At 52.6% G+C, this 17,327-nt stretch carries 21 protein-coding genes and 2 pseudogenes; 12 read left to right on the top strand and 11 right to left on the bottom strand.

The genetic code is table 11. The features are described from left to right. The first annotated feature begins 467 nt into the window (after positions 1-467). The 7 genes from GCN78_RS16970 (at position 468) to GCN78_RS16940 (ending at position 3,265) form a co-directional block, all read left to right on the top strand. Entirely contained in the window at positions 468-824 is a 357-nt protein-coding gene (locus GCN78_RS16970) for a hypothetical protein (RefSeq protein ID WP_152252736.1), read from the top strand. A gap of 120 nt (positions 825-944) precedes the next feature. After that, complete coding sequence (locus GCN78_RS16965) at positions 945-1,142, top strand: hypothetical protein (protein ID WP_152252735.1); 198 nt, start codon at positions 945-947, stop codon at positions 1,140-1,142. A 12-nt stretch (positions 1,143-1,154) separates the two neighbouring features. Next, positions 1,155-1,352 carry a hypothetical protein gene (locus tag GCN78_RS16960; RefSeq protein ID WP_152252734.1) on the top strand — a complete coding sequence of 66 codons (198 nt, stop codon included), beginning with the start codon at positions 1,155-1,157 and terminating at the stop codon, positions 1,350-1,352. After that, positions 1,349-1,984, top strand: coding sequence for a hypothetical protein (locus GCN78_RS16955; RefSeq protein ID WP_152252733.1), 636 nt, complete (start codon positions 1,349-1,351; stop codon positions 1,982-1,984). The genes GCN78_RS16960 and GCN78_RS16955 overlap by 4 nt, the downstream gene beginning before the upstream one ends. Positions 1,985-2,002: 18 nt before the next feature. Then, positions 2,003-2,425, top strand: coding sequence for a GNAT family N-acetyltransferase (locus tag GCN78_RS16950; protein WP_152252732.1), 423 nt, complete (start codon positions 2,003-2,005; stop codon positions 2,423-2,425). Positions 2,426-2,645: 220 nt separating this feature from the next. Then, positions 2,646-2,915 (top strand): hypothetical protein, encoded by a 270-nt coding sequence (locus GCN78_RS16945; RefSeq protein WP_152252731.1) that lies wholly within the window; start codon positions 2,646-2,648, stop codon positions 2,913-2,915. An 8-nt stretch (positions 2,916-2,923) separates the two neighbouring features. Further along, a complete protein-coding gene (locus tag GCN78_RS16940; protein WP_152252730.1) occupies positions 2,924-3,265 on the top strand; it encodes a hypothetical protein in 342 nt (113 codons plus the stop codon). Between the two features lie 328 nt (positions 3,266-3,593). Here GCN78_RS16940 and GCN78_RS16935 read toward each other — a convergent pair whose 3' ends face one another. Further along, complete coding sequence (locus GCN78_RS16935) at positions 3,594-3,836, bottom strand: hypothetical protein (protein ID WP_152252729.1); 243 nt, start codon at positions 3,834-3,836, stop codon at positions 3,594-3,596. A gap of 107 nt (positions 3,837-3,943) precedes the next feature. Here GCN78_RS16935 and GCN78_RS16930 point away from each other — a divergent pair, with 107 nt between their 5' ends. After that, entirely contained in the window at positions 3,944-4,300 is a 357-nt protein-coding gene (locus GCN78_RS16930; protein WP_076567848.1) for a hypothetical protein, read from the top strand. 95 nt (positions 4,301-4,395) lie between these two features. Here GCN78_RS16930 and GCN78_RS16925 read toward each other — a convergent pair. Next, positions 4,396-4,539 (bottom strand): annotated as a pseudogene (locus tag GCN78_RS16925) (transposase domain-containing protein); the annotation flags it as partial. Positions 4,540-4,616: 77 nt separating this feature from the next. Here GCN78_RS16925 and GCN78_RS16920 point away from each other — a divergent pair. From GCN78_RS16920 to GCN78_RS16910, 3 genes are all read left to right on the top strand, one after another. Then, positions 4,617-5,421 (top strand): IS5 family transposase gene (locus GCN78_RS16920; RefSeq protein ID WP_226939677.1). Its coding sequence is split into 2 segments (ribosomal slippage): positions 4,617-4,952 and positions 4,954-5,421, totalling 804 coding nucleotides; the frame shifts between segments, so codons are not numbered across the junction. A 157-nt stretch (positions 5,422-5,578) separates the two neighbouring features. Continuing rightward, the gene (locus GCN78_RS16915) at positions 5,579-6,334 is read left to right on the top strand and encodes a hypothetical protein (protein ID WP_152252727.1); all 756 of its coding nucleotides are present in this window, start codon (positions 5,579-5,581) and stop codon (positions 6,332-6,334) included. A gap of 268 nt (positions 6,335-6,602) precedes the next feature. Further along, positions 6,603-6,806 (top strand): hypothetical protein, encoded by a 204-nt coding sequence (locus GCN78_RS16910; RefSeq protein WP_152252726.1) that lies wholly within the window; start codon positions 6,603-6,605, stop codon positions 6,804-6,806. On the opposite strand, the gene GCN78_RS16905 is transcribed toward GCN78_RS16910, so the two are convergent. Then, positions 6,787-7,404: a GAD-like domain-containing protein gene (locus GCN78_RS16905; RefSeq protein WP_152252725.1), complete on the bottom strand. Its 618-nt coding sequence runs from the start codon at positions 7,402-7,404 to the stop codon at positions 6,787-6,789. The genes GCN78_RS16910 and GCN78_RS16905 overlap by 20 nt on opposite strands. 8 nt (positions 7,405-7,412) lie before the next feature. Further along, positions 7,413-8,801, bottom strand: coding sequence for a DUF6861 domain-containing protein (locus tag GCN78_RS16900; RefSeq protein WP_152252724.1), 1,389 nt, complete (start codon positions 8,799-8,801; stop codon positions 7,413-7,415). 401 nt (positions 8,802-9,202) lie between these two features. Between GCN78_RS16900 and GCN78_RS16895 the strand changes: the two genes are divergently transcribed. Continuing rightward, complete coding sequence (locus tag GCN78_RS16895; RefSeq protein ID WP_152252723.1) at positions 9,203-9,901, top strand: hypothetical protein; 699 nt, start codon at positions 9,203-9,205, stop codon at positions 9,899-9,901. A 178-nt stretch (positions 9,902-10,079) separates the two neighbouring features. On the opposite strand, the gene GCN78_RS16890 is transcribed toward GCN78_RS16895, so the two are convergent. The 7 genes and pseudogenes from GCN78_RS16890 to GCN78_RS16860 all read right to left on the bottom strand — a co-directional run bounded on the left by GCN78_RS16890 (position 10,080) and on the right by GCN78_RS16860 (position 17,301). Continuing rightward, positions 10,080-10,880 carry a hypothetical protein gene (locus GCN78_RS16890; RefSeq protein WP_152252722.1) on the bottom strand — a complete coding sequence of 267 codons (801 nt, stop codon included), beginning with the start codon at positions 10,878-10,880 and terminating at the stop codon, positions 10,080-10,082. 11 nt (positions 10,881-10,891) lie between these two features. Continuing rightward, complete coding sequence (locus GCN78_RS16885) at positions 10,892-11,380, bottom strand: hypothetical protein (protein WP_152252721.1); 489 nt, start codon at positions 11,378-11,380, stop codon at positions 10,892-10,894. Between the two features lie 326 nt (positions 11,381-11,706). After that, positions 11,707-12,516 carry a DEAD/DEAH box helicase family protein gene (locus GCN78_RS16880; protein WP_152252720.1) on the bottom strand — a complete coding sequence of 270 codons (810 nt, stop codon included), beginning with the start codon at positions 12,514-12,516 and terminating at the stop codon, positions 11,707-11,709. Between the two features lie 397 nt (positions 12,517-12,913). Next, positions 12,914-13,507 carry an SLATT domain-containing protein gene (locus tag GCN78_RS16875; protein WP_152252719.1) on the bottom strand — a complete coding sequence of 198 codons (594 nt, stop codon included), beginning with the start codon at positions 13,505-13,507 and terminating at the stop codon, positions 12,914-12,916. After that, positions 13,504-14,790, bottom strand: a complete 1,287-nt coding sequence (locus tag GCN78_RS16870) for an SMODS domain-containing nucleotidyltransferase (RefSeq protein WP_152252718.1) — start codon at positions 14,788-14,790, stop codon at positions 13,504-13,506. Before GCN78_RS16870 ends, GCN78_RS16875 begins: the two co-directional genes overlap by 4 nt. 863 nt (positions 14,791-15,653) lie before the next feature. Then, positions 15,654-15,975: pseudogene (locus GCN78_RS16865) on the bottom strand (RNA-guided endonuclease TnpB family protein); the annotation flags it as partial. Positions 15,976-16,059: 84 nt separating this feature from the next. Beyond that, positions 16,060-17,301: an RNA-guided endonuclease InsQ/TnpB family protein gene (locus GCN78_RS16860; RefSeq protein WP_152252717.1), complete on the bottom strand. Its 1,242-nt coding sequence runs from the start codon at positions 17,299-17,301 to the stop codon at positions 16,060-16,062. Positions 17,302-17,327: the final 26 nt, after the last annotated feature.

The raw sequence follows: 17,327 nt of genomic DNA, 5'->3' as shown, positions 1-17,327 counted from the left end.
CCTAAGAGCGCCCGCAGCCTGTACCAAGGAAAATAGCCCGCGCCCCGTGGGCGCCCACCAGCCGGCCGGCCGCCGGCGACATCGAATAAAGGCAGAACAATGACTCTGAAGATATTGGAAGCACAACGGACGCGCTCGCCTTATACCCCAATTGCTAACGGCAGGACCGCAATGTTGCTCGGGGGCCTTGAATACGCGAAATTTGAATGTGGATGCGGTCACGTCTTTACCGCTTTGACTAGCCAGACACGCCTAAATGGCGGATTCTTCTTCCAGAGTAGCTCCGGGGTCACAGTTGAGTGTCCGTCGTGCAAAACTACGGGAGCACTTGCAACCGAGGACTACGACGACGTACTTTGAGCGCCCTCGGCCTGAAAGGAAAGTAATGGATTCGGCCTGCGCAGCGCGACGTGCACTTTGTGATGTGATAGTGCGACCAAGCCACGGTCAACTAAGGAGCCTGAAAAATGTACAACTTGGAGAGCCTGGCCGCAGCCGAGGCAAACCTCAAGGACTGGAACGACAAATTTTCGAATGACAGCAGCAATAACCCAGACAAGCACCTGTCGCAACGTAAAAGCGCCGCAAGAGAGGTGCGCATGATTACGGCTGAACTGAAGCGCCTGGGCATACTGGAAATGACCGAGGCTGAAAAGCTCGATGCGGAGCTGGACCGGCTGTATCCTAGCGCCCAATCGAAATCGATCGTGACGCACAACGGCCGCCAGTATCAGGTGACGTACTTCCCAGTCGAGAAAAGCCGGTCTCGCAATTCCGTCAACGAATGGGGCCATCGGTGGACGGCGCTGCAGAAGGGGGAATAAGCTGATGAGAACGGCCAAAGTCACTTGAATTGGAAAACGCCCAGCAGCACACATGGCCGTGCATGACGCGGCCTGGTGCAATGAAAAGGCCAGCGCCGTGCTGGCCACCGAGGAAATTAAATGCAAACTGAATCTATGAAGGCATTGAATGAAGCGCTTGCATTAGCGCTCCACCATAGCGACGGAAACGCGGAAGCGTTTGCCTTCCACTTGACCGCGCCGTTAGCGGCGTGGATGGGACAGGGTATGCTGGACGAGGACATAGCGATCTCAGCGATTCACCTGCTCCACCAGTTGCATCCTTCTGTCAAAATTTAACTCGGAAAAGATATGGCGACTAGCAACAAGCTCGACGAAAGCAAAGTAAGCTTCCGAAAATCGGGCAGTGATATCTTTTTTTCAATCAAGGGCGACGATCGGGAATACCTTATTGATCTCGGTAGTGAAGCAAGGGTAGTCACACTCGGGCCAGATATCAACGAATTGATTTGGGCGATCGAGCGAGCCTGGCGCAAGGAAATTGCATGACTCACTTTCTCCCAGCAGTGCTCAATACGATCAAAGCATCCCGCGACACCATTGCAGAATTAGCAGACGTAGCGATGGAAGCCCTAGACTCGTCAAAAGTTCTTAACGATGTTCCTGTCGTGTCTCTCGCGGTGAAAGTCTTGAGCGTGAAGGATGCATTCGCCCAAGCTCGACTGAAACGAAATTGCATGGCTTTCATGACCGCAGTAGCGGAAGGGAATACCCGAAGCCTCCAGCAATTGGCCGAAAAAATGGAAGCGAATCGCGAATTCGCCGATGACTTTTCTGACACACTGATGGCGCTCTTGCTCGAAGCACAAAAGCCAATTAAATGCGAGATTGTTGGTCGCCTTGTCTTAGCGCTCGCGCGGAGCGAGCTTACAGAACCGGAATTCGCGAAGCTTGCCGAAATCATCCAAGCGTGCACTGTTCCTGCCTTAAAAGCCCTTCCGGTTTTCTTCGGCAAGACTGCCGGAAAACCATTCCTCAGTGGTGCTGGAGAGGTTCCAGAAGAGCCTTCTCTACTGTCGCTCGGAATCGCCTACCGATTTGGCACCATGTTCAGGGTCGACATCTCAGGGCAGAACCTTTATCGACACGGTTTCGGAGGCACGGTCGACAACATGCAATAGGACGCAAAGGAAAACGTTGTGACAGATTTCAAGAGTTTGGATGACGACGAGATCGTTTCGTTTCTGGCCCAGCATATCGACGAGTTCACTGATGAAGTGTCGCCAGACTTCCCCCGTAACATTCGCCTGGGATTGAAGAGCGGTCATCTAGTAACGCGCAAACAAGAAAAAACTTTTGCCGTCGTCGCTAGAAACTGCAGAGTGTCATACAGACCACCGCACGCTGAATTAGTCTTCTTGTACACCGATCCGACTGCTCGGGGACATGGGCAAGCCAGCACGCTTCTCGAGCAGATTAAGGATGACCCGATCATAGGTTTCCCGATCAAATTGTTATGTTGCGGCGACCAACGACGGCATTTTTTCGAGAAGCATGGTTTCATTAAAACCGGGGACGACGATGAGCCTTATGAAATGTGGTATAGCCCAGTCGCAAGTTGATAAATCTCGGGGGAAATGCATGAACAGGTTCCGAAAATGGTGGGGAGATGAAAAGCCCACCTCATTTTATGATTACTTAGGTGAACCTTATCAGCCGGCGCATTGGTCGGCACGTCTGATACGAACCTCTGCAAAGTTCTGCGCTAAAGAATGGAAGTGGTTGGTGGGAAGCGCAATTGCTATCGTCGGGTTGATCGTAAAAGGACAGTGGAGCTGAACGATGACTGAAATGGATCCCCAGTTCATCCGTGAGCGCGAAGCCTGGTACAAAGCCGGGGCGGGTGCAGTAGCTGCACAATCAGGCGTTGGAGTGCTGGTGATCAGCGCCGTAATGGGGCTGGTGACGGCAATATGGAAACTTGAGGCCTCTGAGGCTGTGGTCACGACCGCCTTTATGTGTCTAGGATGGATCGCGGCTTCGAATGGCATTGTTGTACTGGGGGCACGCAAAAAGGCCCGACGTGGTGGTATGGAAGTTGATAGATACTGAGGAATATAATGAAGATTACTTCTGCCAAGCTGAGCATTACCCTCGCATTGATGGGATGCTCTCACGCGGATCTTACGAATAATGGAACTGGGTCTGTTGGAGTTATGGGGAACGTCGCCGCCCAACACGAAACTATTGGCAACGGGAAGCATATGCTTGTGGTAACGGCCACTCCAGCACTCGCCGAAACCGATGGCTCGATTGAGCAACGTATCTTCATCCAAGCACAACGGGAGGCCGCCCGCATCTGCCCAAATCGTTTCGAATTTGTGAACAACCCAAATGGCACCGCACCGCTTGCGGCCGGATTCATGAAACGATCTCGCAGCTATGTCATTGCCTGCAATTGATCTTCCGAAAAAAATCCCTGCATCGTAGCGGCATCGACAGATGCTCTTCAAAGTTCTAACCCATTGACGAGGGCCGGCTGGCCGCATCAACCAACTGACGAACCAGGTCGGTGCCGCCCGGTGCCACCTGCATCGCGACCAAGTGCTGCGTTGCCAGTCGACCTTGCGACGGCGCCGGCAGATGGTCGATTAGGTCCACGGCGCCGGCGTGGCCGGCTGTTGACTATTGCCCTGAGGCTGCTTCGGTGACTGCCGGCAAAGCTGCACGGCATTGCCGGGCAAGGCTTGATCAGCAACTATGCCCAGCGTGACAGTTGGACCGACCACCTCAGCCTGCAGCCACACGAATGTAAGTGTCTTCCCAGCGCCGTCTAGACTGTCTGACCACCACCAGTGCTCGTCCGCGCCAGTCCATGCTGATGGGTATGCGTTCGACCACCGGGCGCGGCACCTTGCGCACCAGCAGAAAGGCGGCGGCGCTGCGCTGGCCGTAAGTGAGGGCCCATTCCAGGCCCTGGCGCACGATCGACGCATGGCGGGCATCGGTGCGCGGAGTTTTCTTGATATCCATCCCATCACTATCGAATACGCGACGATGGCGCACGGTACGGCGGCGCACAGTGCGAGGGTTCTTCCAGTACACTGCGTAGCTCGACTACAAAGCCAGGAAAAAAGACGATGTTACGTTTGATGTTGCCACTGCTGGCCTGCGCGTTACTGGCCGGCTGCGCCCTCACCCGCGTTTCCGACGCCACGCTGGCGGCCGAAGTGGACCAGCTGCACGCGGTCGGCCTGACCATGGACGCGGCCAGAAAAGTCGCCACGGAACAGGGCTTCGAGTGTAGTCCGTACATCAACCGGGACGTCTCGGTATCTACCCCGCAAGGCACGCGCAAGACCGACATGCTCGAATGCAGCAAGAAGTCGCTGGAACTGGTCTGCCCGCAGCGCCGCTACGTGGTGTTTAATATCGAACCTTCTACCGGCTTGGTGCGATCGGTTGGCAAGCGGTTCAACCAGAATTCATGCTTTTGATGTCCAGATCAGCGTAAGCGTCCACTCTGCACCTTATTGAGTGCAGGGGCGTTTTGATCGATGATGGCGTCACACCGCTGGGAAGCGGCGTGATCTCAAAGGGCTGCTGGCAGGTTGCAGTTCCAGGGCAAGAAATCATCAACCCGATTGACGGGATGATCGGCGATATGCGTCAGCAGGTGACGCAACCAGGCTTCGGGGTCGACACCGTTCAGCTTGGCCGTGCCGATCAGCGAGTAAGCGCGCCTGACATCCAGAGAAACAAACGGCCGCGATGCTGGTCAAACCCACCTGACATCGTTTTCGAGAGCCCACCATGGCCAAAGCCCTTCTTCCTGACGACCTGTGGGCGCTGATTCAGCCATTGCTGCCAGCATATCGTCCTTCCCCCAAAGGCGGACGCCCTCGCATTGACGACCGCGCCGCTTTGACCGGCATCCTGTTCGTCCTCAAGACAGGCTTGCCTTGGGAATATCTTCCCCGTGAACTGGGCTGCGGCAGCGGCATGAGTTGCTGGCGGCGCCTACATGCATGGCAACAGGCCGGTGTATGGCAACGCATCCATGACGCCATGCTGCAGCACTTGCGGGAATACGACCAGATTCAATGGGAACGCGCCAGTGTCGACTCGGCCAGCGTGCCATCCCCCCCTCGGCGGACAGCATACCGGCCCCAATCCCACCGACCGCGGCAAGCTCGGTTGCAAGCACCATCTGCTCGTCGATCAACGCGGTCTGCCTCTGGTGGCGAGCATCTCAGGGGCTCAGGTACATGATTCCCGCATGCTGATTCCCCTGCTTGAGGCCGTTCCTTCAGTGGCAGGGCTTGCCGGCCGTCCACGCAAGCGTCCGGCCAAGCTGCATGCCGACAAGGCCTATGCTTCGCGCGCCCATCGGGCCTGGTTGCGCAGCCGTGGCATCGCTCCACGCAAAGCCCGCTATGGCATCGAGTCGCGCGAACGCCTGGGTAAATGGCGCTGGGTGGTCGAACGCACGCTGGGCTGGCTGCACCGCTTCCGCCGATTACGTATCCGCTACGAACGCCGTGCCGATATCCACCAGGCATTCCTCTCGCTTGCCTGCATACTCATCTGCTGGAGATACATTCAGCGGTTTTGTTAGGCGTTCTTAACCTCTACTTTTAGCACGATCTAAAAATGGGGGAATTACCACAGTAGTAACCTTTGCCGAAGAGTCCGGCACTGTATTGGTTGATTGCCACGTAATTACCGGCATACTATGATGCTATATTGATGTTTCGTACACAGAAAGGCACCAGATGGCTCTTCCAACACCGCTTTACTTCGATTGGACCTTTTGGGCCGCTGTCCTGGCGTTGGTGGCAATTGTGCTATCCCAGTTTCCTCCGTTACGAATTGTCCTACGGCCAAAACGTCTTGAGGTGGACGTGCATAGTCGTATTCGCATAACTCATGCTGTCGGGAATCCCAATGCTAGTCTCCTCGTCGGTATCCGAAATACAGGTGGCCGACAGCTACGCGTTCAGTCGATGGCGTTGGACATTAGCCGTGATGGCAAAGAAATCTCCAATTTGCCATCGAATCAATATTTTGAACTGCCGTCTTCTGCGTCTACAGTTTTGTTTGTGCCATTTAATATCAACCCGGGTGACGCTTGGACGCATAGCGTCACATTTTTCAATGAAAATGACAGATTTACTGAGAAAGCCTTCCGAAAAAATGTTTCAGCGCTGCTAACAGATATCCGGGAAAAAATTCAGGCACGACCGACCGGCCAAGAAAATACGCTTGTTGAAGCGAAATATGAATTAGTAGCGCCCTTTTATGCACTTATGGACGACCGATTTGTTTGGTTGCCGGGCGATTATATAGCCGAGCTGTCGGTCCTTACCCAACCAGGCACGGCGTCTTTCAAGAAAAAATATCGCTTCACCCTGTTCGAATCGGACACTGAAGACCTTCGTGCACATAAGGACGACTACAAGTATGGCGGTGGCATTACATACAATGTCGACAGCCATGCTGGCTCAAATATCCCATTAACACTTCTCTAGGGTTAGTTTACTTCCGATGATAAAAAGTTGAATCGCCACCAGTAGCTTAGACTCTCTTGCTCCATGGATCTTGAAAGATGAAAAACCGGTGGATCGTATTAGGGGCCTGGATGTCCTGCCACGCTCCTGGTGTGCGATTTCGGAGCTCTCTGATCGAACGACGAGATCGGGTCTGACTGCCTACCAACTATGCCATCAGTCGATTAACTCTGCCCGCCCCACCATGATCGCAGCGCTCCGATCGGATAAGGCCGAACTGGAAGCGGGCATGGCGGATCTGACCAGGCGAGTCGGCAGGATCATTCTCATCACCTGCGGCGGGCGCATTTGCATCGACGCGAGCAACAACCAAGGCAAGGATGCTGCCGGAAATCCTGCGCCGATGGATTCGTCGCGTACCACCGATGGCCGCGACGTGGCATTGGTCATCCCTCGCGGATACTATCCGACCATCAAGGCGGCGGAGAAGTAATTACGTCCAATGGCGCGAGTTGTGCAAGCAGCACCAAATGCTCGACGGCCTTCACTTTCTGCAAGTTTGCAAGCGTAGAAGTGCCGCCCAAGGCGAGGGCCGGCACGAAGCCATACATTTCGTCATGTTTCAGACGCCCTAGTTTTTCTAATGCCGGGGAGAACATGCCAGCAAAGTCATTTGCCTTTCGAGAAAGTGCACCAAAAAACAGTCGCATTCCGAAGTCCATTTTCTCGCCAACGAATCGCGATTTGCGAGGGATGCAGTAAGACCCGGGCGCAAAAATCCCCAATGAATCTCCTGTCTTTTCGCCCCAAAAATATAGCTCTCCAAATGCACTTCTGGCGATGAGGTGATAGGCGTCTTGCTCCATGAATGGGGTATCGCCAATCCACGCCTCTAGTACTGGATCATACTCTTGTGGGTCAACAGTCCAAAACAGGCCATTGGCATAGCCGCACCAACCATGCTCTGCCCAATAGGACAACAACTGATCCGGCAGCTTGCCACGATAGCGCTCGATGCTTGACGGTGGCACGTACCGCTTGTCGAATGCCGGGCCAAAATCGGTCAGGAAACCCGCGAAGTCTTCATCCATTTTTTGCCTCATTTGCATCGTTCAAGTTTTGCATTCATTTTATTACCACGCATAGCTTCCGGAACTGCGTTTGCCGCCCTGTCCAGTTCAACCAAGCGTTGCCCTTTATTCCATTGCGCACCGATGCGTGAATTGATATTCCGATCCCCGAAGTCGCCAATTTTATCCTTCCCTGCGGCTACCATGTCCGGGTTATGTAATGCTGCCAACGTCTTCATTTTATCGGCAGCTATTGCGGCAGATTCAACCTTTGCATCCGAGAAAGACATTCCTTTTTCACGAAGGCTATCTAACGCATCTTTCTGCAACAAATTTTGATAGCCCACCCTCGCATTTCGCGCCACGTTCGGATCCCGCACCGAAGTGCCGGCCGTAAATGCCTCACGCCCTTTGATATACTCAGCAACCGTCATGCTATTGATGCCAGCCTCTTGGCCTGCGAGTTGGCGGTCAAACTCCGGCACGCCGCCTTGGGGCAGGCCGTTGGTCTTAAAGCACGGCACTGTCTTCTTCGGCATGCCATTGGGCCGGGGGCGCTCCGCTTCCCGCTCTGGGCCGCGTCGGCGCGGTGGTGGTGGTGGTGGTGGCTCCCCGTGGCCCATGCCCCCGCCGCCGCGTGGCCGCAATTGGGGAAGGCTGTTCAGCTTACCCTCGTTCTGCTCGACCCATTGCGCTACTTTCGGCCCAAGGCGCGGGCTCTTGCTGATCTCCTTCAGCGCCGCCGCCTTGCCGCCCTTGCCCCTGGTGACGTAAGCCAGCAGTACGGAAAGGATGGTGGTGATCATGATGACATGGCCATGAGCCAGGTAGAACGCCCCCGACGAGGGGCTACCCCCTGCCATGCCGTAATGCGACAGCCGGTCCTGCCTGGTCGGCCCCCACGCCTCACGGAAACCCTTTTCATAATACTCCAGCGCTTGGGGAACGGACTGGGCCACGCCTTCCACCAGCGATTTCAGACCCAGCAGCGACAGCACTGCGCTGCCCGCATAACTGCCGACAGCAGCGCCGGCAGCAGCGCCTGGCACAGCACCGACGCCGCCCAGCAAGGACCCGCCGATACCTCCGATCAACCCGCCCGCGATCACCGATCCCCCGTAATACAGGGCGATGTCCTCGCACACCGCCATGAGGATGCTCCAAATCGAGGACAGGTTGATGCCGGAGAGTTCTCGAGCGATCATGTGCTGCGCCGACGGCCCCGAGTCGGCCAGCGCCTGGCGCACGCGCTCTACCCGCCCCATCTGCTCGTAACCCCAGCCGGTGCGGGAGGCGTCGGCCGACCGCCCCATGCTGTCGTAGGACTGGCCAGAACCACCATAGCGGCCACCCCACTTCAGCTCATCCTCTTTACGTCTGAGATCGAACCACACGCGCCACGCATTGCCTGTTCCCATCCGAATCCCCCCAGCAACGACCAAGGGCCATTCTTGCTTGGATGCAATGCGGCGACGTTGACACTGCGCAATGAGAGGCAAACAGGGGAAGCGGAAAAATAGTACGTTAAGGACGTTGCGCAAACGATCCTTCGCGCACGAACAACGTGTTTGATCGCTCACCGGTTCTGCCAGGCTCCTAGCGTGCGATCTCGTAGCTGCCTGATCCAACGACGAGATCGGGTCTGGCCTGTCTATCTCCCCTGCCCTGCAGAGGCTCCAGCCACGCTCAAGCGAAGGCCAAGGCTATCTCATTGCAACGGTATCAATGCTCGTTGAAGTTGCCAGTCAACGCGGTCACTCTGAAATTTTAAGGGATACAATGTATGGGCAGCTATGTCCGTTGCTTACCTGGAGCTTGCATGTCGTCCATCTACAAATACATTCCGGCACAGTATGTTGTCAACTTCCTGAGGGGCGAAATATTGTTTCGTTCGCTATCTTATTTTCGAGACTTGGAAGACGAACAGAAGAAAGTAAGAGGCGACAAGTACGAAGGTACATGGCTGCACCACAAGCCCGAAGGACTCGATCTCACACTGGACAACGCTCCACAGCCAACCAACTTGCAAGGATCGTTTGAATCCAGGGCGAAAAGCGACGATATTTTCGTGTTCTGTCTCAGTACGGTATTGTCAGCAGATCTTGCCTGCGACTTCGGTACCAAAATCTGCATTGAGATTCGCAACCCGGCCCTATTGATCGGCGGAGTCCGTTCGGCATTGCAGCGGCGTCCGTCAGTCAAGAACAAAACCCTGTTGCACGATCCCGTACGGTATTACCACGCTGGGGAGAACGTCGGTGTTGAATGGGCTTTGCCTGAACATATCACCATGTCAAAGACCGAGGACTATAACTGGCAGCACGAATACCGACTGGCTTTCGCCGTAAATAACGCATTCGCAGTAGGGGCTACGGAACAAGCCTTTGTTTTTCCGAAAGGCGTGTGGGAAAGGCCACCGTCATCCTACCCAGAGAAGTTGTTGAAAGTTGGCGACTTACGCCGATGCTGCACAGTTTGGCAGTTCGACCCTGACGGCGTTCCAGTTAAACGAGTCTAAATTAATAAAGTGAGCCGCCGGTAACCATACCCGATATCAACTAGCGTTCATGACTGAGCAGCGATACGCATGTCAAACCACCACTCGCGGGATATGGCCCGGTCAAAGGCGTTGCCACGTGCAATATCTATGTCGTGATCGCGGTGGTGTCTATCAATAATAATGCACAAGATTGCAATCACGCTATTTTTGGCAGTAGGTCAGATGGGGTCATGGGTCCCAGTACTTTCTCGGTGGATTCCATATACGGAAAGCGTTGCAGAGCAAGGAAGATTGTTGATACTTCGAGCACCTCATTTTCGCTATAGCTTTCGCCCTCCGAGTAAGGCGTCAGTTCCCATGTAATACGGTTCTTATGGCCATCCTTCGTCTTGAACGAAACAACGCGGCAACGCTTGTCGGCTGGGACTTCAACAAGCGCAATATGGTCTCCACGTGGCTGCCGATGAATGAATTCACACAGCTGGCCCATGTAAGGCCGCCCGCGCAGGTGATTGCACTGTGAAGTTGGCTGGCCGCAGATGCTGCAGTCGAGCCTAATGGACACGAAACCGGCGCTTATAAACACCTGCGGCGGAAAAAAAACCCTCTCCAAGTCCTGTAGATCAGCCAGTCGCTTCGCACAATTGGAAAGCCCTTGGTGGGCACGCATGGCGTCAAGGCATCCCATTTGTGCGGCGACTAATCGATCCCAGGCTGCGTTGGCATCATCGCGCTTGAGCAACACGTACATCATGATTTCAGAGCGCATGGCGCCGATCGCGCACTCGAAGCCAAGGAAGAGATTCGCAAGGTCTTCGTTATGATTGGTGACCGCAATTTGCTTTGCCTTGGCAACGTTGTAGAGTAGTACGTCAAGCATCAGACACTGTTCGTGCTGCAAGGGACTGGAGCGCGCTAGGCAAAGGAAATTTTCGGCTTCCTTAATGCCGTCATTGAAGTGCTCAATTAGCTCTGGCAATGACAGCTTTTTTGACATTTCCGTGCTCACTAGTCGCCACCGAGCTCACGCACGATGTCCGCAACGCTAGCAAGTCCTTCCGGCGAACCTTTGTAGTTAACCTTCTTGCATGAACCGTCCGCCTTTTCAATGATCACATCAAGCGATGCTGTACCGTTCTTCGCACCTTTGAAGAGGTCATACAGGTAATTAGTGACTATGCCTAGGCTGACACTGAGCACGGACGGATTTTGCGATAGAGCTGCTGCCGTAAAAAATAATGTTGGGCCAAACCACTCGAAACCGTACTGCTGAAGATACGCTGGTTGGCTGTCCGCATCGAATACCTCGCTGTAGGCGATATTATTGGTGCGGAGCAGCTTCTTTACTGTTTCCGACTCAGCGTGCTGACGCAACTCGGTCGTGCTTCGGGCTTCGGCCAAGTTAAACGGCAAAATGGCGAAACCCGCTGGCGGATTGATCCCCCACTGGGCAAGTTTGGCTGATACAGAAATATAGTCGTGAACTTCGGTACTCATGGGGCCCTCTGGGTAGTTTTTTCAATGCAATCATGGTAACACTATGCCAGCAGGCAAGCGGGGCCTTGTCTACTAGCGATGGCGACTTGTTTGGATAAGCCTTTTGGTTATAACCCTCAAGGCAGTTAAAGCGTAGGCTGGCGATGGGGTGCCGGTCGGTATAAATAGCAAACCGATTCTTCATATGCTGCTGCATTGTCGTTGTCGCACTCACTGAGACTCCTACCATGCGTAAGCAAAAGCTGCTCGAGTTTCGGCGGCATCCGCCATGCACTCTTCCATGGCGAGCATTCTCGCCTAAATCAGTGTCCGGGTACATTAAACCACTACAGGCAGAGTTCGGCAATGCGCTCCCTGACGGCTGGTTGGCAGCGGGCCGCTATCCCGCTCGTAATGATTACTACGTTACACGCGCCGAAGAACTTCTCCGCGTCTTCGGCAGTCGCGGGCGTATGCTTGAGTGTTCCCACTATCGGGTAGCTGGCAGAATCTCGAAGAAGCTTCGCCCCTTCTAATCGTAGTACGCCGAGCGTTAAGAATTTCTCGGCGATCTGCGTCCTCAGCGCGTCAGTCGGCACGACGACGAGCACTCGCTCGCAGATGGATGAGACCGCTGCCGCGATCATTGTGTCGGTTTTGCCCGTACCTGTCGGCATAACCACCGTCGCTACGCCACTGTCCACACTCCAATGCGCCTGGATCGCATGCAGCGCACCAATCTGCGGCGGCCTTAGACCGACAATACCTCGCGCCTCATCCTCCTGCAAATATGAGAACGCTCCGCGCCATGACTCGACTACTTTGGCAGATAATTGGTGGGCAAGGATGACATCGATGCTGGATTCGCTTGGATAGAACCATTCTTCCTGCGAAAGATCTAGGTCGGACGTGGGAACCTCGTCGAAGGGACTCACAATGATTTGCATACCGTCCATGTCCCTATTCGGCTTCTTCGCTAGCAGATGGACATGCGGGAGAGCCACTTTGTCAGGTACAAATACTAAGCCACTTCCCACGTCGCCGGTCCATTTAGCAAACGTTCCCTCCACTTGGTAACCAGGGAATTCGATTTGCCGAATCTCGTCTCCAGCCTTCGCATAGCGTATAGCAAGGAAGGGGGGCAGTTTCAGTTTCACGGTGGCTCCGGGATTAGGCTCGCTCCTGTGGCGCTGGCGGGAACGATAATTTACGAAACTTGCAGTGGACCACCTAAGGGTTCCTTTTGGCAACCACTATATATGAAATTATATTTTTTATAATTTAAATTTTGCAACTCCGATGGATCTGCGGTACGAGTATTTGAGGAGATCTCAAAAAGCTATCTATGCAAATATCCAAGCAACGTTTACGCATCCGTTCAAGGTGAATAGAAACTCTGAATTCAAGATCATTCCAGTTTAGACCAACATTTTGTTTTCTTTTCTCCTAATGCCACGCTTTTTTGGACCGGTTTGATTCCCCATAGCGACAATTCAGAGTCAAAAAAACGAAGCGGGGTATTACGGCGGTCGTTACGGGGCATTAAGGCAGTCGTTAAGATCGATGCTCCATCCAAGCCCTTATCATGCATGTTGCTATTATTAGCAGGAGCAGCGCTACCCATAGCATAAAAGAAAGAGGCAGCTTATCCCGGAAGAATCTAAATTTCTTTTGCTCATCAACCCAATCAATTTGATACTGCCAAAAGAACTTGTAATGGGCATACCAATCGCTAAATAGAATCTGCTTACTTATAGTGGTAGCATAGTATTCCCTCTCTATATCGTGTAATTGATCAGCAAAGTGCTTAACATCATCACCTGAATGACCTTGAACACTTCTATATAAATCTCTAAGTCTGTTGTAAAGAACTGTCAGCTTGTTAGCCGTTTCTGCATAGTTATTCTTGTTTGGCTCATAAAAAGTTATGTACAGAGCTATCAGTCCAAAAATTATAAAAGCAGCAGAAAGATGTTTTTCTGAGAGTTTGTCATAAATTAACGAGAATATGCCGAAAGCAGTCGAAAGAAATCCTATGAGCCCCGGTATCTTATCAACAATATCGTAAGTAGCCCAATGCTTCCTACCTCCGAAACCTACGTTATAACCAGTTTCAGCAATAGATTTAAGTAGTTGATCTTTTCTCATTCGATTGGCACGTGAATTCGGCTTTTTGCCACAATCACTCCCTCTTTTTCAATATAACATTCAACTATGTGATCACCGTGAAAATTTGTTGTTTCCACTATCTCGGTATCGCCTTTATCAATAGTGCCACGAGTACACTTTCTGCGACGAGCTTCCACACCGCGATTCAATACTTTCCACAATATTGTATAGTTGTCCGGCACATCGCACGAATCGATGTAGAAGCGAAGTTTTTTATCACGATTCAGTGGCAATCTTCGACGTAAAAAGTCTCTAAGCAAATAATCCCTGAATCCGTTCTGGGATACCTCACAATCAATATTAAGTGAGTATCGGATATCTACTGGCCAATTATCTTCTATAAATTGTTCACGCGAATCAAAGTCCTGATATCGTTCAAGAGCTATTGAAGCTTGGGACTTAGCCACAGTATCCGAGAATTCTCTACCATAAATCTTCTGCCATTTTGTGGTTTCATTATCTTGGCCGGCGGCTTCGATGGCATCCAGTGCAAGTTCGTATGCCTTCTTCGCAGGTTTTTGGAAATAAGATTTTACGCGAACCCGTTGGCCACTGCCTAGCGCGGCAAAGTAGTCTTGGCGGGGTAATTCAGAAAGGTATTTAAAGAAGTCCCTGCTCATCCAGTCGTAATACAGATAACTCTTATTATCGTAATCGTTAGTATCACGCAGAAAATTATGCGCGAGAGTGTCGATAAGAAGGCCACCCATCCCTACCCCATGTTTGTTCTTCCACGCCCTTGCCATTTTGCAAAGCCGACGTAGATTTTTATTTTTCTCCGTGATGAATTCTGTCATTGCAGAAATTTCTTCACGTGGCTTAGTAATCTTCCAGCTACCTCCTCTATAGGTATCTGGATATTTAAAGCTTTTGTCATTCAATTCAAAAACAGGCTGAACCTCCACGTGAAAGTTTTTATAGAGGACGCGTACCACTAATCGATCAACATACATCTCTGTACGAGGATATCTGGATTTAATTGCTGCCTTAGTTCTCTCAAGCAATGCGCTCTGCCCACCATCTTTATACTTATCCCACTGTAATGCTGGAACAATATAAAGCATATCTAAATCTGAGACACCCTTGATCGCCGTCCAGCGACCATAGGATCCCACTTGTAGATTGTTTGAAGTTTTGCTTTCGGAATCCCTGAACTCCTTATTCAAAGCAGATGTTATTTCACCGTACCGAAGTTCAATTTGCTCATCATTATCAACCTTTATATTTGACAAAAACTGCTTAAATTTATCTGCAATGCTCAATGTTAAATCCCCTACTATTTTCACACAAGAAAAAGTGCATTAGCGCTTCCCCCACCGTTTAATATGTAACCGACCCAAGTAGTACGACCATCGTCTAACATCAACTAAAGAACTAGTTTAGGCCGTGTCCCGTCAAATTTTCTAAGGCTGAGATCGATGATGCACCTAATGATATCATGTTGTCAATCTGAAAAAATTCCCGAAATCTTATGAATTACTTAACGCAGTAACAGCTGTTGCGAAAATTATCGCAGACACAATTGAGTTTTTACGCAATGAACTGTGTACTTGCAAAGGATTTAGAGCCTATGACATACGTTATCGATTGGGAGGCTATCTTCATCATGATTTCCACATCGCCATATAGCATAACTATTCATCGCAGTTCCCCCATCTCCCGCAGCGCAGGAACAAATTTGAGATAGCCCCCCCTGATTCATCTGGTCAAGCATAAACTTGGCGCCCAAGCTTGCGACGTTGGCCACAGAGCGAGCAAAGATCAGGTCAATGTTCACTGTTCATATCCGCCTGGCATAAGCAGCAGCTGTAGCCGACCGCCATGCACGGCAGCACGTAGCCGCACCTTGCGTTCCTTGGCATACAGCGTTGCTGTCGGCGATGGTCTTCTCGCACATCAACAAGCCCCTTTTTTGACCAGGTGTCCTTTGATAGTATGGAAGATCTAGCGCATCAGTGCGCTCGAATCTGGCAGGTGGCCACCTGGAGCGGTAGACTCAACCACAAAGGAGCAGCAATGTGAATCGCCACGAATTCACTAGAAGCTCGCACGTGGTTTGAAATGCGGCTTTTTGTATGATCGGGTGCAGCTCGACGCGCCGTTACTGCCCCGCCGCCCCCTAAGTCGGACAGGTCTGGCTGGTGTGGTACGGTGGCGTGGCCAGTAACACCGCCGTTCCATTCCATCTTGTAGGCGAGTTACTGCCTGAACTCGTCCCAACCCTGGTCTGGAATGGCACGTTGCAGCCCCGACTTCCGCCTGACCTTCTTGCCCGGCTGTTCGAGGGTGCCTTTGGAGGATCTGGACATATTCCGTACCTGCAAATCCTCAATGCAGACAAGCCCGTGGTTTTTGCTAATCGCCACTGTAGCCTTGTGCAGGAAGTCGCGTCTAGCCTTGGCGATACGGGGGTGAATCTTCTGGGCGCGAGATTTCGCCTTGTTCCATTGACATCCTCCCCGTCTAAAGGACGGAGATTTCTACGGCGCGGCGCGATGAGTTGCGACACGCTTCGTTGACATCCTCCCTGCCTAAAGGACAGGGATTTCTACGGCGTGGCGCGATGAGATGCGACGCGCTTCGGAGGGTTCCTGCTTCTTCGAGCGGCCTGACTGCGCCATCTCTCCACAGGCTAGCAAGCGGTGCCCCCGCTCTAAAACATTTGCGGCTCCAACTACATCGGCGTGATTTGCGTAGCCGCAATTGACGCATAGGAATTTCGCCTGGGTCTGCCGATTGTCTTTTGATACGTGCCTGCAAGTCGGGCACGTCAGGCTAGTGTGGTGCGGTGGCACGGCAAGCAGCATGCCGCCACTCCATTCCATCTTGTAGTTGAGCTGCCGTCTAAACTCGCCCCACCCCTGGTCGAGAATGGCACGGTTCAGCGCGGCTTTCTGACGCACCCTCTTGCCCGGCTGTTCGACAGTGCCTTTGGCGGACCTGGACATATTCTGTACCTGCAAATCCTCAATGCAGACGAGCGCGTGGGTTTGGCAGATTGTCGTTGAGGATTTGTGCAAGAAGTCCTTCCGGGCATTGGCGATGCGGGTGTGAATCTTCTGGACGCGCGCTTTCGCCTTCTCCCAATTGCTGCTGAATTTGACCTTGCGGCCCATGCGGCGCTGGTACCGCGCCAAGCGCTGCTGGTGTCTCTTGAAGCTGTTCAGCGGCGCTATGAAGCTGCCGTCGCTCAGGGTGGCAAAGCGAGCGATGCCGACATCTATTCCAACTGCCCTCGTAGCGATAGGAACCACCGGATCTACTTCGCGCCGGGTCTGTATTGAAATGAACCACTTACCAGCAGCCTGGTTTATGGTTGCACTCACAGGTTCACCAACAAAGTCCCGGCTCTTGCGGTACCGTAGCCATCCTAATTTGGGAAAACGCAGGCGGCTGTTAGTTTGTTCGAATCTAATTGCCCCTTTTGCTGCCACGCGGAAGGAAATTCTGTCGCCCTTGCACTTGAATCTTGGAAATTTTGCACGGCCAGCAAAGAAATTCGCGTAAGCTTTCTCTAAGTCCTTCAACACATATTGAAGTGCTGAACGAGGTGCGGCAGCAAGCCAAGGAGTTTCGCAACAGTTGCGCCATGCTGTCAGATATTTCGACATGTCCAGATATCCGATGAACTTGTTGCCGGCTGCGTGATTTTCTTTTTGCAGAGCCAAGGCTTTGTTGAAGACGAACCGGCACGAACCAGCGAAGCGGCGCATGGCGCGCTCCTGTTCGCCGGTTGGTCTCAACTCGAACCTGTAGGCTTGATATCTTTCCATGATTCTTCAAGCTTACTCGTGTGAAG

It is taken from the genome of Janthinobacterium rivuli (assembly GCF_009208735.1).
In the GTDB taxonomy this organism is placed as follows: Bacteria; Pseudomonadota; Gammaproteobacteria; order Burkholderiales; family Burkholderiaceae_D; genus Janthinobacterium.
This window is presented reverse-complemented; position numbering and strand designations above follow the sequence as displayed.